General features: G+C 65.8%; 16 protein-coding genes and 1 pseudogene. 6 read left to right on the top strand and 11 right to left on the bottom strand.

Annotation, left to right across the window (positions count from 1 at the left end):
* Positions 1 to 218 precede the first annotated feature (218 nt).
* The 3 genes from CV_RS15640 to CV_RS15630 form a co-directional block, all read right to left on the bottom strand.
* On the bottom strand, positions 219 to 932 hold the full coding sequence (locus CV_RS15640; protein WP_011136733.1) for a UDP-2,3-diacylglucosamine diphosphatase: 714 nt from the start codon (positions 930 to 932) through the stop codon (positions 219 to 221).
* Between the two features lie 69 nt (positions 933 to 1,001).
* Complete coding sequence (locus CV_RS15635) at positions 1,002 to 1,493, bottom strand: peptidylprolyl isomerase (RefSeq protein WP_011136732.1); 492 nt, start codon at positions 1,491 to 1,493, stop codon at positions 1,002 to 1,004.
* A 35-nt stretch (positions 1,494 to 1,528) separates the two neighbouring features.
* On the bottom strand, positions 1,529 to 2,086 hold the full coding sequence (locus CV_RS15630) for a peptidylprolyl isomerase (RefSeq protein ID WP_011136731.1): 558 nt from the start codon (positions 2,084 to 2,086) through the stop codon (positions 1,529 to 1,531).
* Positions 2,087 to 2,332: 246 nt separating this feature from the next.
* Between CV_RS15630 and CV_RS15625 the strand changes: the two genes are divergently transcribed.
* Positions 2,333 to 3,670: an OmpP1/FadL family transporter gene (locus CV_RS15625; RefSeq protein WP_011136730.1), complete on the top strand. Its 1,338-nt coding sequence runs from the start codon at positions 2,333 to 2,335 to the stop codon at positions 3,668 to 3,670.
* 58 nt (positions 3,671 to 3,728) lie between these two features.
* Here the strand turns inward: CV_RS15625 and CV_RS15620 are convergent, their stop codons facing one another.
* Positions 3,729 to 4,289, bottom strand: coding sequence for a cysteine dioxygenase (locus CV_RS15620; RefSeq protein WP_011136729.1), 561 nt, complete (start codon positions 4,287 to 4,289; stop codon positions 3,729 to 3,731).
* Positions 4,290 to 4,601: 312 nt separating this feature from the next.
* Positions 4,602 to 5,081, bottom strand: coding sequence for an Lrp/AsnC family transcriptional regulator (locus CV_RS15615; protein WP_043596483.1), 480 nt, complete (start codon positions 5,079 to 5,081; stop codon positions 4,602 to 4,604).
* A 128-nt stretch (positions 5,082 to 5,209) separates the two neighbouring features.
* On the opposite strand from CV_RS15615, the gene phhA reads away from it, so the two are divergent.
* The 5 genes and pseudogenes from phhA (at position 5,210) to CV_RS15595 (ending at position 8,967) form a co-directional block, all read left to right on the top strand.
* Positions 5,210 to 6,103 (top strand): phenylalanine 4-monooxygenase, encoded by an 894-nt coding sequence (gene phhA, locus CV_RS15610; RefSeq protein WP_011136727.1) that lies wholly within the window; start codon positions 5,210 to 5,212, stop codon positions 6,101 to 6,103.
* Positions 6,104 to 6,329: 226 nt separating this feature from the next.
* Positions 6,330 to 6,905, top strand: a pseudogene (locus CV_RS24340) (nucleoside-diphosphate sugar epimerase/dehydratase); the annotation flags it as partial.
* A complete protein-coding gene (locus tag CV_RS24335; protein ID WP_158303339.1) occupies positions 6,826 to 7,062 on the top strand; it encodes a sugar transferase in 237 nt (78 codons plus the stop codon). The pseudogene CV_RS24340 and the gene CV_RS24335, both read left to right, overlap by 80 nt.
* A gap of 10 nt (positions 7,063 to 7,072) precedes the next feature.
* The gene (locus tag CV_RS15600) at positions 7,073 to 8,530 is read left to right on the top strand and encodes a mannose-1-phosphate guanylyltransferase/mannose-6-phosphate isomerase (RefSeq protein ID WP_043596477.1); all 1,458 of its coding nucleotides are present in this window, start codon (positions 7,073 to 7,075) and stop codon (positions 8,528 to 8,530) included.
* Positions 8,527 to 8,967: a hypothetical protein gene (locus tag CV_RS15595; protein WP_011136724.1), complete on the top strand. Its 441-nt coding sequence runs from the start codon at positions 8,527 to 8,529 to the stop codon at positions 8,965 to 8,967. The genes CV_RS15600 and CV_RS15595 overlap by 4 nt, the downstream gene beginning before the upstream one ends.
* A 79-nt stretch (positions 8,968 to 9,046) precedes the next feature.
* Here CV_RS15595 and pcp read toward each other — a convergent pair whose 3' ends face one another.
* The 6 genes from pcp to pxpB are packed head-to-tail and all read right to left on the bottom strand — an operon-like array spanning position 9,047 to position 13,693.
* Entirely contained in the window at positions 9,047 to 9,679 is a 633-nt protein-coding gene (gene pcp / locus CV_RS15590; protein ID WP_011136723.1) for a pyroglutamyl-peptidase I, read from the bottom strand.
* 12 nt (positions 9,680 to 9,691) lie between these two features.
* Positions 9,692 to 10,648 carry a DUF979 domain-containing protein gene (locus CV_RS15585; RefSeq protein ID WP_011136722.1) on the bottom strand — a complete coding sequence of 319 codons (957 nt, stop codon included), beginning with the start codon at positions 10,646 to 10,648 and terminating at the stop codon, positions 9,692 to 9,694.
* Positions 10,645 to 11,346: a DUF969 domain-containing protein gene (locus CV_RS15580; protein ID WP_011136721.1), complete on the bottom strand. Its 702-nt coding sequence runs from the start codon at positions 11,344 to 11,346 to the stop codon at positions 10,645 to 10,647. Before CV_RS15580 ends, CV_RS15585 begins: the two co-directional genes overlap by 4 nt.
* A 31-nt stretch (positions 11,347 to 11,377) precedes the next feature.
* Positions 11,378 to 12,115, bottom strand: a complete 738-nt coding sequence (pxpA, locus tag CV_RS15575) for a 5-oxoprolinase subunit PxpA (RefSeq protein WP_011136720.1) — start codon at positions 12,113 to 12,115, stop codon at positions 11,378 to 11,380.
* Positions 12,105 to 13,031 carry a biotin-dependent carboxyltransferase family protein gene (locus CV_RS15570; RefSeq protein WP_043596474.1) on the bottom strand — a complete coding sequence of 309 codons (927 nt, stop codon included), beginning with the start codon at positions 13,029 to 13,031 and terminating at the stop codon, positions 12,105 to 12,107. Before CV_RS15570 ends, pxpA begins: the two co-directional genes overlap by 11 nt.
* Entirely contained in the window at positions 13,031 to 13,693 is a 663-nt protein-coding gene (pxpB, locus tag CV_RS15565) for a 5-oxoprolinase subunit PxpB (RefSeq protein WP_011136717.1), read from the bottom strand. The genes CV_RS15570 and pxpB overlap by 1 nt, the downstream gene beginning before the upstream one ends.
* Positions 13,694 to 13,833 lie beyond the last annotated feature (140 nt).

Below are 13,833 nucleotides of genomic sequence, written 5' to 3'. Positions count from 1 at the left end.
GTTTTCAAGAAACAACTGTTACGAAAAGAATAAACAAATATGTCTTTATGTTGAGAATTACGGGCAGAAGAGGTGGGGTTGACAGCGATATTTCGCTTGTTTGGCGAAATATGTTAATGAATTGTAAGGATTAAGTGATGGGCTGCCATTGTAGTTGAATGGCATGAAATGTCGTTGGAGGGGAGGGGCGGCGTCGCGGGCCGCCCACAGGACAACTCTCAGTTGCCGAGCGGCAGCGAACGGATGCCGCCGTCGTCCAGCAGCAGATAGCCGCCGCGGCCGCCGTGCCAGTCCTGGATCACCCAGCGGCTGGACGCGTCGTGAAGGTGGTGGGCGGGCCGATGGGTGTGGCCATGGATCAGCGTCGGCCAACCATGGGCGGCCAGCAGCTCGCGCACCGCGTTCTCGGTGACATCGGAAATGTCGGTCAGGCCGGTCTGCTGCTTGTTCATCTCGCTTTGCGCGCGGGCATGGCGGGCGATGGCATGGCGTTCGGCCAGCGGCTTGGCCAGCATCGCCTGCTGCCACTGCGGGTTGCGGCTCATCGCGCGGAATTGCTGGTAGGCGGCGTCGTCGGTGCACAGCGCGTCGCCGTGGCTGAGCAGGATGCGCTGCCCGTGCGCTTCGATCAGCGTCGGGTCGTCCAGCAGCCTGGCGCCGCTGCGGGCCTCGAAGCCGGCGCCCAGCAGGAAATCGCGGTTGCCGCGCATCACGTAGAGCGGGGTTTGCGCGGCGAAGTCGCGCATCGCCGCCAGCGGCGCTGCCAGATAGGGTGAGTCGTCGTCGTCGCCCACCCAGTATTCGAACAGGTCGCCCAGGATGTACAGCGCGGCGATCCGGCCCCGCCAGGCGGCGAGCGTGTCCAGGAACAGCTGGTTGAGCGCCGGGGTGTCGTCGGCGAGATGCAGGTCGGAAATGAAGTGAATGGCCATGGCTGCTGCCTTATCCGGGGCAAGACAAAGCCGGGGCGGGGCCCCGGCTGGTTTTTCGGCGAGACGGGTTTAGACGATCTCGGCCTTCTGGATCACCACCGGCTCCACCGGCACGTCCTGATGCATGCCAGTGCGGCCGGTGCGTACGGTCTTGATGCGGTCCACGATGTCCTGGCCGGCGACGACCTGGCCGAACACCGCGTAACCCCAGCCCTGGGTGCTTTCCGATTTGAAGTCCAGGAAATCGTTGTCGGAGACGTTGATGAAGAACTGCGCCGACGCCGAGTGCGGATCCATGGTGCGGGCCATGGCGACGGTGTAGGTCTTGTTGGACAGGCCGTTGTTGGCCTCGTTCTGGATCGGCTCCTGGGTCGGCTTCTGGTTCATGTCGGCGTCGAAGCCGCCGCCCTGGATCATGAAGCCGTTGATCACGCGGTGGAAGATGGTGCCGTCGTAGTGGCCGCTTTTCACGTATTGCTCGAAGTTGGCGGCGGTTTTCGGCGCCTTCTCGTGATCCAGTTCCAGGGTGATTTCACCGAAATTGGTCGTCAGTTTGATCATTGCGTTTTCCTTTGCGATGCAGCCGCGGGACGGCCTTACGGTTTGATGGTGACTTTCTGGATGATCACCGGCTCGAACGGCACGTCCTGCATGCCGTTCATGCTGCCGGTGCGGACTTTGGCGATGCGGTTGACCACATCCATGCCCTTGGTGACTTTGCCGAATACGGCGTAGCCGGCGCCCTGCGGGGTCGGCGAACTGTAATTGAGGAAGTCGTTGGCGGCGACGTTGATGAAGAACTGCGCGGTGGCGGAGTTCGGATCCGAGGTGCGGGCCATCGCGATGGTGCCGACATCGTTCTTCAGGCCGTTGCTCGCCTCGTTGGCGATCGGCGCGCGAGTCGGCTTCTGGTTGAGCTTGGCGTCGAAGCCGCCGCCCTGGATCATGAAACCGTCTATCACGCGGTGGAACACGGTGCCGTTGTAGTGGCCGGCCTTGGCGTAGGCGACGAAATTGGCGACGGACTTGGGCGCCTTGGCCGAATCCAGCGCGATTTCGATATTGCCCTTGTTGGTGACCATCTCCGCCACCGGGGCGGCGAAGGCGAGTGCGGGCAGGGCGGCGAGGGCCAGGCTGCTGATCAGTTTCTTCATCGTGGATGGGCTTTGCGGACGTGTGGGACAGGGCGCTGATTCTAGCACAGCCGACTGCGGCGGATAGGGGCGCGTCGGCGCGCGGCCGGGTTCGCAATCGTTAACAAAGTCGTGTCTTTCTCTTGCGGCGGGCCGATTTCGAGCTTAGACTCCGCACTCTAAAAGATGCAAGCACTATCTTTTTATTCTGTCTGCATGATGCGCCGGCACCGCCCGGCGCGATTCATTTCAGGAATTCAAAATACAATGCAAGCCGCACCCCGCTCCCTGAGCCTGTTGTCCGTTTCCCTCGCCGCCCTGTTCGCCGCCGCGCCCGCCGCGCAGGCCGCCGGTTTCCAACTGACCGAGCAAAGCGTCACTGGCATGGGCCGCGCCTACGCCGGCGCCGGCATGGCCGGCGACGACCTGTCCGCCGTGTTCTACAACCCAGCCGGCATGACCCTGCTGTCCGGCACCCGCGTGCAAGGCGGCCTGACCTACGCGGAAATCGACGCGCCGTTCAGCGGCCGCAATACCAGCGTCAGCCATCTGCCTGGCACGCCTCCCGCCACCGTGACGACTTCTGCCAACGACAATGGCCGCGGCGCGGGCGAAGTGATTCCGAACGGTTACCTGACCCACCAGGTCAACGACCAGCTGTTCCTGGGCCTGGGCGTGACCACGCCGTTCGGCCTGGGCGCAAGCTATAGCGACAACTGGGGCGGCCGCGACAACGGCATCTCCAGCAGCATCATGACGGTGGACATCAATCCGTCGCTGGCTTACAAGCTGAACGACAAGTGGAGCTTTGGCGGCGGCGTGTCTGCGCAATACGCGAAGGCGGACCTGAAGCAGGGCGCCTATCTGCCCGGCGCCAGCGGCGAGCTCAAGGCCGACAGCTGGGGCTTCGGCTACAACCTGGGCGTGATGTACTCCTACAGCGCCGATACCCGCGTCGGCCTGTCCTATCGCTCCAAGATCCATCACGACGCCAAGGGCGATTACACCAATGCCGGTTTTCCCGCGCCGCTGGGCGGCCTGCTCAATGGCACGTATTCCGGCTCGGCCGAGGTGACCACGCCGGAATGGCTGATGCTGAGCGGCTACAGCAAGCTGAACAGCAAGTTCGCAGTCGGCGCCACCGCGCGCTGGACGCGCTGGAGCCGCTTCGACCAGCTGGTGGTCAAGGGCAGCCCCGTGGTGCCTAAGTTGCCGGGCCTGACGCCCGCGCCGATCGACACCACCACCACCATCGACAACCACTGGAAGAACAGCTGGCTGTTCTCGGTGGGCGGCGACTACTTCTACAGCGAAGCGCTGACCCTGCGCGCGGGCCTGGGCTACGAGACCACGCCGGTGCCGAACCCGCAGCACCGCAACGTGTTGATTCCGGACGCCGACCGCATGTGGCTGACCCTGGGCGCCGGCTACCGGATCAGCAAGCAGGCGAGCGTGGACGTGAGCTACGCCTATCTGCGCGCGGTGGGCGACACCAAGATCGACAATACTTCGCATAGCCCGTTCGGCACCACCAGCCGTCTGCAGGGCGATTACTCCTCGATCAGCGGCCACCTGCTGGGCGTGCAGATGCAGTACCGCTTCTGATATCCGTCGGGATATGAGAAAAGGCGCGGCCCAGGCCGCGCCTTTTTGTTTGTCCGGATCAGATCTGGAATTCCAGGCAGTCGTCCAGCAACTGCACGCGCCGTTGCTGCGGCTCCATGCCGAACAGCTCCATCCGGGACAGCGGCGGCGAATAGAGATGCAGGGTGACCAGATCTCCGCCATCGGCTTGCAGATTGGCTACCTGGTGGATGTCCAGATGGCCGTTGATCACCAGGCTGCCGGCGGCCAGCTCCCGGGTTTCGCGCGCGGCCAGCTGTCCGGATGGCGTGGCTTCGAACACGGTCTCGGTGGCGACGCCCTCTATCACCCTGACGCCGCACAGGCTGCCCTTGTGGTTGTGGATCTGGCTGCGCTGGCCTTCGCGCCAGCACAGCAGCAGCAATTCGCAATGCTCGTCGCGGTAGATGCGGTTGCGGCAATAGCGTTCGTCGTCGAAGCGGCGAAACGGCGCGAGGTCTTCCTGGGCGGGGCGCAGCGCGCGGTGGAATTGAAGAATCTGTTCCTGGCTCAGGCGGCCGGCATGGAGCGACAGCTGGCGCAGCGAGGCGGCCAGGTTGGGGCTGAATGTGTCGAACGGCGGACAGTCGGACGATTCCATCGGTTTCTCCTTGATCTCTGAACGTGGCGCGGCGGCGGTCATGCTGGAATGACGGCTATTTTCGGAGATGTCAGGCCGTTTTCTTATATTGATTTCAGCATAAACCATCGGCAAAAACGGATTGCCGCCATGAACCGGTATAGCCGCGGCGGCATGGGGAATGGACGGGCAGAAATGTCAGAGAGTTTCCGGGTGCCCGAGCCGGCTCACAATCTTTTGGCGGGCAACGCAGCCCTGCCAGCGGACCGGATGCAAGGCGGAGGAGGCATTGCAAGACCCTGCTTGGCAACGCGAAAGGCCGTGGACCGGCTTTCAGGGCAGGGACGACAAGGGCAGTTTCATCGTCTGCTTGATCGCGTTGAGCACGATGGTGGACTTCACGCTGCGCACCAGCGACAGCTGCATCAGCTTGTTCATCACGAAGGACGACAAAGACGGCAGGTCCGGCACCACGATGCGCAGCAGGTAGTCGGCCTCGCCGGCCGCAGCGTAGCATTCCAGCACCTCGGGCAGATTGTCGATGGACTGGGCGAAGTCCTGCAGCGCGGCTTCGTTGTGCCGCTCCAGGCTGACGTTGGCGAAGGCCATCACCGACAGGCCGACATGCTCGGGGTTGAGCGCCACCTGGTAACCCTGGATGACGCCATTTTGTTCCATGCGCTGGATGCGGCGGCCGATCTGGGAGGCGGACAGCGGAATGTCCTGCGCCAGCTTCTGATGGGTGGCGCGGGCATCCTGCTGCAACAGGTGCAGGATCTGCAGGTCGAAGCGGTCTAATTCTATTTTGCGCATTTTGTGCACTTTATGACATTTTATGCGGTAAGTATGCAAAATTTCCGGCAAAACGGCAAATAATGCGGTCTTTCCGCATGGCGGCCGGGCTAAACTAGAGTAAATCGCCAAATTCCAGGAGCCCAGCAATGAACGACCGCGCCGACTTTGTGGTGCCCGACATCACCACCCGCAAGAATGTCGGATTGAGCCACGACGCCAACGACTTCACCTTGCCGCAGCCGTTGGATCGCTACTCTGCGGAAGATCACGCCACCTGGGCCACGCTGTACCAACGCCAATGCAAGCTGCTGCCGGGGCGCGCCTGCGACGAGTTTATGGAGGGCCTGGAGCGGCTGGAGGTGGATGCCGACCGGGTGCCGGACTTCAATAAGCTGAACCAGAAGCTGATGGCCGCCACCGGCTGGAAGATCGTCGCGGTGCCGGGCCTGATTCCAGACGACGTGTTCTTCGAGCACCTGGCCAACCGCCGCTTCCCGGTCACCTGGTGGCTGCGCGAGCCGCACCAGCTCGACTACCTGCAGGAGCCGGACGTGTTCCACGACCTGTTCGGCCACGTGCCGCTGCTGATCAATCCGGTGTTCGCCGATTACCTGGAGGCCTACGGCAAGGGCGGGGTGAAGGCGAAGGCGCTGGGCGCGCTGCCGATGCTGGCGCGGCTGTACTGGTACACGGTGGAATTCGGCCTGATCAATACTCCGGCCGGCATGCGCATCTACGGCGCCGGCATCTTGTCCAGCAAGTCGGAATCCATCTACTGCCTGGACAGCGCCAGCCCCAACCGCGTCGGCTTCGACCTGATGCGCATCATGAACACGCGCTACCGGATCGACACCTTCCAGAAAACCTACTTCGTCATCGACAGCTTCAAGCAGCTGTTCGACGCCACCGCGCCGGATTTCGCTCCGCTATACTTGCAGCTGGCCGACGCGCAACCGTGGGGCGCTGGCGACGTCGCGCCGGACGACCTGGTGCTGAATGCCGGCGACCGCCAAGGATGGGCGGATACCGAAGACGTCTGAACCGCATCGATCCGGTTCCCCTAGCCCGCATGAATGCGGGCTTTTTTGCGTCCGGATTGTGCCTGGACTAAGGATGGGTTGACTCTGGTCATGCATTAGGGAGGGACCGGTACAGGCGGAGCGGCAGGCAGTACATCATGTTTTATTTTGAAGAATTAATTGACACACTAATCATGAATAATTATAAACAGATTGACGTTTGATCTGCTTTCATGGGTGGGTAAGCATGCGTGTGCGGACTGTAGACAACCTGGTTGTGACCCACCCCGAGGTATTGAGCTATATCGCGCTGATGCTCAGGTTGTTGCATCTGGCCATGGTGACGCTGCCTGGCTACGCGCTGTGCTGGTTGCGGCTGCCGCAGCTGCGGGCGCAAGCGGTCTATCTGCTGGAAGCCTGTTTTTACGCGGGCCTGCTTGCCATGGTGGTGTTCCAGGCGGCCGATATCTACGGCCAGGACCTGTTCAGCCGCTTCCTGCGCATCCGTCCCCTGGCGCTTGCCTGGAGCGTGGCTTTCCTGCTGCTGCTGGTCCGGCCCCTTGTGCCGCTGATCCTGCAGCGGCTGGCCATGCATTGGAGCGGCGCGCGCCTGGTAAGCCGCGGCGTGGGGCTGCAGCGCGCGGTGGTATTGGGCGCGACAGCGAGCGGCAAGCTGCTGGCGGAATTCCTGTGCGAGAACGCCGATTTGCGCAGCCGCCTGATCGGCTACGTCGAGGACCGTCATGACCGTCCGCATGAAACGATGGCGACGCTGTCCTGCCTGGGCGATCTGCGCGAGCTGGAGCGCATGGTGCGCGACGGCGATTTGCATCAGGCTGGACTCTCCCGGACCCGTGCTGTTCCGGCAGAAGCGCTACGGCTACAACAGCAGGTTGATCGAAGTGTACAAGTTCCGCTCCATGTACGCGGACAAGACCGATCACGACCCCGCAGTGATTTCAACCGAAGCAGCCTATTGAGACGGCAAGCATGGCAAACACAGAACTGATCCCCTGCATCCTGTCCGGAGGGGCCGGCACCCGGTTGTGGCCGGTTTCGCGAATGGAGTTGCCCAAGCCTTTCATCCGGATGGCGGATGGCCACAGCCTGTTGCAGAAGACCTTTCAACGCGCGGCCCGCTTGCCGGGAGTACGCCGCGTCATGGCGGTCACCAATCAACAGGCGATGTTCCGGACCCTGGAAGAGTGCAGCGAGGTCAACGAACGCCAGTTGGCGCTGGAGTTGCTGCTGGAGCCGGCGGGACGCAACACCGCCCCGGCCATCGCCGCAGCGGCGCTGGACATGCTGGAGAGGCAGGAAGGGAGCGAGGCCATTCTGCTGGTGCTGCCGGCCGATCATCTGGTGACCGACGAAGAGGCATTCGCCGCGGCAGTCCAGGAAGCCTGGGAGCTGGCCGAGGCGGGGCGCATCGTCGCCTTCGGCCTCAAGCCTAGCCGGCCGGAAACCGGCTTCGGCTACATCGAGCAGGGGGAGCCGCTCGCCGGAAAGGGTTTTGAGGTGGCGCGTTTCGTCGAAAAGCCGGACGCCGCCGCCGCGCAAGCCTATCTGGACGACGGGCGCTACTGGTGGAACAGCGGGATGTTGTGCTTTTCCGCCTTGGTCATGTGCGATGCGTTGGCGCGGCTAGCGCCGGAGGTGCTGGATGGCGTGGAGGCCTGCTTGAGGGCGAGCCCCTGCCTGAGCGGGGCAGGGCGGCGACAACGCGAGCTGGACAAGGCGAGCTTCGCCTTGTGTCCGGACATTTCCATCGATTACGCGGTGATGGAAAAGACCGACAACGCCGCCGTGGTGCCCTGCGACCTTGGATGGAGCGACATCGGCAATTGGGACAGCCTGATGGGCGAGTTTCCCGCCGATGGCAACGGCAACAGCAGCTCGGGGGAGGTGCTGCTGTGCGATACCCGCCGGAGCTTCGTGCAAAGCCGGGGGCGCCTGATCGCCACGCTGGGCGTGGACGATCTGCTGATCATCGACACCCCGGACGCCTTGCTGGTGGCGGACCGCAAGCGCAGCCAGGATGTGCGGGACATCGTCGCCGAGCTGAAGCGGCGCGGCCACCCGGCCTATCTGCAGCACCGCACTTCGCAGCGACCCTGGGGGCACTACACGGTGCTGGAGGATGGCCCGCGCTACAAGATCAAGCGCATTGTGGTGAAGCCCGGGGCCACGCTGTCGCTGCAGATGCACCACCACCGCAGCGAGCACTGGGTGGTGGTGAGCGGCACCGCGCTGGTGGTCAACGGCGAGGACGAGAAGCTGGTCCACTGCAATGAATCCACCTTCATCCCGGCCGGTGTCAGGCACCGGGTGGCCAATCCGGGCGTGATCGATCTGGTGATGATAGAGGTTCAGAGCGGCGACTACCTCGGCGAGGACGACATCGTCCGCTTCTCCGACCATTACGGCCGCTCGGAGAGCGCCGGATGAGCACCACCGCGCTGATCCTGCCGGTGCGCAACGCCGGCCCTCATCTCGACCGGCTGTTGTTCGGCGGCGTGCTGTCGCCCCGGGGACTGGCGGCCGGGCCCTTGCCGGCGCTGCTGGCCTGCTATGCGCCGGGGCTGGTGTTCGGCGGCTGGAACGGATTGCTGGCGCGTTATTTCTATGCCGGCGGCGATACCCGCACCCCCCTGGCCTTTGAACTGGCAGGGAGCGCCTTGCAGGCCGGCGCGCTGCTTTCCTCCCGCGCCGGGCATGGCTTGGGCCCCGAGCTGATGCGCATGGGCGGTTGGACCTCGCTGGCCGCTGTCCTCTGCGCCGGCTGGCTGTTTCCGCTGGATGGTACCTGGCGGCAGCTGGGCGCCGCATCGGCTTGCGGTGCGGCGGCGATGGCCATCCTGGCATGGCGTGCGCGACGGCGTTGAGCCGCCGGCCAAGCTTCCCAGGGCCGGAGCGCGCCGGCACGGAAGCTTGTCGGCGCAGGGCAGGGGGCGCCTGCGGTGTTCAATGAATGGTCCCGCCCTCCCGCTTTTCATCCTTCCCGCGTGTCAGCGACAGCTCCACCGCCAGCCGCAACGCTGCCACGCAGTCGTCCAGCTTCAGGCTGAAGGCGCCGGGATGCCGGATCGCCTGTTCCGGCAGGAAGGGCAAATGGATGAAGCCGGCGCGCGGGCCGCCGCGGTGCAACAGCCCATACATCACGTGATTGCAGACGAAGGTGCCGGCGCTCTGAGACACCGTCGCCGGCAGGCCGCGCTCGCGCAGCCCGGCGACGATGGCCTTGATCGGCAGGGTGGCGAAATAGGCGGCGGGGCCGTTCGCGACGACTGGCTCGTCTATCGGCTGCCGGCCCGCGTTGTCGGGGAAGCGGGCATCGTCGACATTGATCGCCACGCGCTCCACCGCGATGTCGGGCCGCCCCCCAGCCTGTCCCACCGCGATGGCGACGTCGGGCCGCAGCGCGTCCAGCTGACGGTAGAGCTCATCCAGCGCCGCGCCGAACTCGCAGGGGAGCAGCCGCGCGTGCACGCGGGCGCCGGCTATGGTTTCGCCGTCCAACTGGCGCGCGGCTTCCCAGGATGGGTTGACGGTTTCGCCGCCGAAAGGCTCGAAGCCGGTCAGCAGGACGGTTTTCATGCGGTCATTTCCTCAGCGGAACATCAGCCAGTCCAACAATACTGCATTCACCGCCAGCAAGGCCAGCGCGGTCGGCAATTGGGCCTTGATCACCGCATTGCGGTCGGGCAGCTCCAGCAGCGCCGCCGGCACGATGTTGAAGTTGGCGGCCATCGGCGTCATCAGCGTGCCGCAATAGCCGGAGAACATGCCGACGGCCGCCATCACCGCCGGGTCGCCGTGATGCGTTCCCACCAGGAAGGGCAGGCCGATGCCGGCGGTCATCACTGGAAAGGCGGCGAAAGCGTTGCCCATGACCACCGTGAACAGCGCCATGCCCAGCACATAGGTCAGCACCGCCAGCCCGCGGGTGTCCAGCGGCAGATAGCTTGCCGACAAGTGGGCGATGGCCTTGCCAACCCCGGCGTCGGCGAACAGCAGGCCCAGCAGGGCAAGCACCTGCGGCAACAGGAAGGCCCAGCCCACGCTGTCCAGCAGGCGGCGCGTCTCACGCACCGCCTGCAACGGCGTTTCCCGGGTGAGCCGGCAGGCCAGCGCGGTGGAGGCCAGGCAGGCCAGGCCCAGCGCGAGAAGGGTGAGGTTTGCTGGCTCGAGCCAAGCGGCGACCGAGGCGGGAAGCCGCCGTGCCAGCAGGCTCAGCGCGATGGTCAGCAGCGGCAGCAGCAGCGAGGGCAGGAAGATGCGGTTGCCCAGTTTTTCCATGCTGTCCCGCAGCCGCTCCGGCGACAGCTTCCCATGGCTGCCCGGCGCCAGCCGCCCCAGCCCGGCCAGCAGCGCCATGGTCAGCACCATGGCGCCGGTCCATTCCGCGGGCAGCCGGTCGCCGGCGATAAACAGCAGGCCGAACAGACCCCAGAAGGCCGCGCTGCCCAGTCGGCGCGGATGCGACCGGTCCCGCAGCGCCATGCCCGCCGCCAGCAGCAGGATGCCGCCCACCAGCCAGTACAGATGCTCCGCCCGCAGCATCATTCGCTTTCCTCCGCGCGCGCGGCGCGGCTGATCCTGTACTCATGCCAGGCCAGCCGGCCGGCATGGATCAGGAAGGCGAACATGGCGGTAGGAATGCCCCACAGTGCCAGGTAGAGCGGGTCCAGCGCATGGCCGTTCTCGCGCAGGAAGGCGTGCATCAGGATCACGGCGCTGAAGGCCACGAACAGGTTTTCGCCGAAGAACAGGCCGATGTTGTCGGTGGCGGCGCACATCGCCCGCAGCCGGGTGCGTTGCGCGGCGTTCAGCTTGCCGTGCAGTTTTTCCCAGGCGCCTTCCGCCATCGGCACCAGGATGGGCCTCACCACCTGGGGGTGGCCGCCCTGGGCGGACAAACCCAGCGCGGCCGACAGCTGGCGCGCCAGCAGATAGACGATCAACAGGCCGCCGGCGGTGGCATCGCCTATGTCCTGTATCCAGCGATAGGCCCGCTCGCGCAGCCCGTGCCGCTCGGCCAGGCCGACCGCCAGCAGCGCCAGCAGCAGGGCAGCCGACAAGCCGCGGGTCTTGATGAAGCCTTCTCCCACCTTGGCCAGGATGGCCTGGGGATCCAGGCCGGCGGCCGCGCCGGTGACGACGCCGGCGCAGCAGACGACCAGCAGCGGATTGCCGCGCAGCAGGAAGCCGAGAATGACGGCGGCGATGCCCAGCAAGGGCCAAAGATTGACGGTCTGGTCCATGATTCGTCCTTGTGGTCCGGATGGCGCCGGCTCAGTCGGCGCAAATTTCCACGCCCAGCGCTTCGAGCCGCTCGCGCAGCAGACGGGCGAAGCGCAATGCGTGCTCGCCGTCGCCGTGCAGGCACAGCGTGTCCACGCGCGCCGGAATGCGCAGGCCGTTGACGGCGGCCACGGTTTGCCGCAGCGCCATGTCTTCCGCCTGGGCCAGCATGGCGGAGTCGTCTTGCAACAGGGCGCCGGGCAGGCCGCGCGGCACCAGGCTGCCGTCGGCGCGGTAGCCGCGGTCGGCGAAGCCCTCTTGCCACACCTCCAGGCCTTCGGCGCGGCAGGCGTCGATGAAGCACCCTCCGGCCAGGCCGACCGCCCGCAAGGCGGGATTGAAGTCCCGGATCGCGCGGGCGAGTACGGCGGCCAGTTCGGGCTCGCGCGCCGCCTGGTTGTACAGCGCGCCGTGGGGCTTGACGTGCCGCAGCGCGCCGCCTTCGGCGCGGACGATGGCGTCCAGCGCGCCCAATTGGTACAGCAGGCCGGCCCGCGCGGCTTCCATCGGCAGCCGCATTTCGCTGCGGCCGAAGTTTTCGCGGTCGGGGAAGCCGGGGTGGGCGCCGATGGCGACGCCTTTCTCCAGCGCGAGCAGGACGGTTCTGCGCATGGTGTCGGCGTCGCCGGCGTGCCAGCCGCAGGCGATGTTGGCGGAACTGACCAGGCCGAGCAGCGCGGCGTCGTCCCCGCAGCCTTCGCCCAGGTCGGCGTTGAGGTCAATTTTCATCGCACAGCCTCTCGATTCTCCGCAGGTAGCGTTGCAGTTCCCGGTCGGCCTGTTCGGCCTCGTCCCGGCTGGCCTCCACGAAACGCAGCTGGCTGCCCAGCCGGGCCTGGCCCAGCTGCCATAGATCCGCCGCGGCCACCATGCCCAGCCGCGGATAGCCGCCGGTGGCCTGGGCGTCGGCCATCAGCACGATGGGCTGGCCGTCCGGAGGCAGCTGGATCAGGCCGGGCAAGGCGCCGTGTGACGGCATTTCGGCGGGTTCGCTCATGCGCAGCGCCGTTCCCGCCAGGCGGTAGCCCATGCGGTTGCTGCGCGGAGTCAGTTGCCAGGGATGGCCCCACAAGCGCTGGCGGTCCGGCTTGGACAGCCACGCGTATTCCGGGCCGGCGCAGACGCGGATCCGGTTGCCGGGCCGCGGCAGCCAGACGCCCAGCCGGGGACGCGGCGGCCGCGCTTCTCCCAGCGGCAGGCGGTCGCCGTCGCGCAGCGCGCGGCCTAAGTGGCCGCCGAAGCCGGCCATCAGGTCGGTGCTGGCAGATTCCATCAGCAAGGGCACGGCGATGCCGCCATCCACAGCCAGGTAGGCGCGCATGCCGCTCCGTGGCGCTTCCAGCTTCAATACCTGGCCGGCGCGGAAAGCGGTGCGCCAGCCCGGGAAAACCGGTTCGCCGTCCAGCGTGGCGCGGCAGTCGGCGCCCGCCAGCGCCAGCATGCCGCCGCGCAGCAAGCGGAAACAGGCCGGCGGTAGCGCGATTTCCAGCGCCGCGGCCCCGGCCGGGTTGCCCGCCAGCCGGTTGGCCACGGTCAGCGCCAGCGCGTCCATCGTGCCGGCGCGGCACACGCCCAGATGGCGGACGCCGAAACGGCCCAGGTCCTGCACCGTGGTCTGTGGGCCGGCCTTGATCACCTCCAGCATCAGGCGTCCTCCATCGGTACGAAGCGCACGATATCGCCGGGCCGCAGCGGGCAGGGCGGCTGTCGCGAAGGATCGAACAGCGCGGCGTCGCTGCGTCCGATGATTTGCCAGCCGCCGGGCGAGGCGGTCGGATAAATGCCGGTCTGGCTGCCGCCTATCGCGACGGAGCCGGCCGGCACTTTTTGCCTGGGCGTCGCGCGGCGCGGCGCGGACAAAGCCGGATCCAGGCCTCCCAGGTAGGCGAAGCCGGGTTGGAAACCCAGGAAGAACACAGTATAGCGGCCCGCCGCATGGCGGGCGACGACCTCGTCGGGCGCCAGGCCGCAATGCCGGGCGACGGCTTCCAGGTCCGGGCCGTGACGGCCGCCGTAGCTGACCGGGATATCCACGACGCGGCCGTCTTCGACGATGCCTTCCGTGAACTGCCACAGCTTGCGCAGCCGCGAGGGCAGGGCGGCGGCGTTCGCGCCTGGCCGGAGCTCCAGCGTCAGGTTGTTCATGCCGGGAATGACCTCGCGGAAGTCGGCGTCGGCGCGCAGCCGTTCGGCCAATCGCCAGATTCGGCGCTGGCAGTCCAGCGTCGCCGGGGGGGGCAGCTCCAGCACCAGCGCCTGGTTGCCGAGCCAGTGAACGGCCGGCGGAATGTGGGATTCGGATGACATTGCGTACGGGATGGCGTGATCCGGGAATATGGATATGATAATGGGTTGGATGGTGGCGATGATGCAATGTCGAGAATTTCTCGTCAATTTATCGTTACCTGGATGCCGGCCACCTTTCCGTGGCGCAATATGGAGAGAAT

The organism is Chromobacterium violaceum ATCC 12472, from assembly GCF_000007705.1.
In the GTDB taxonomy this organism is placed as follows: domain Bacteria; phylum Pseudomonadota; class Gammaproteobacteria; order Burkholderiales; family Chromobacteriaceae; genus Chromobacterium; species Chromobacterium violaceum.
Note: the sequence above shows the minus strand (reverse complement) of the source record. Positions and strands in the feature narration are given on the sequence as shown.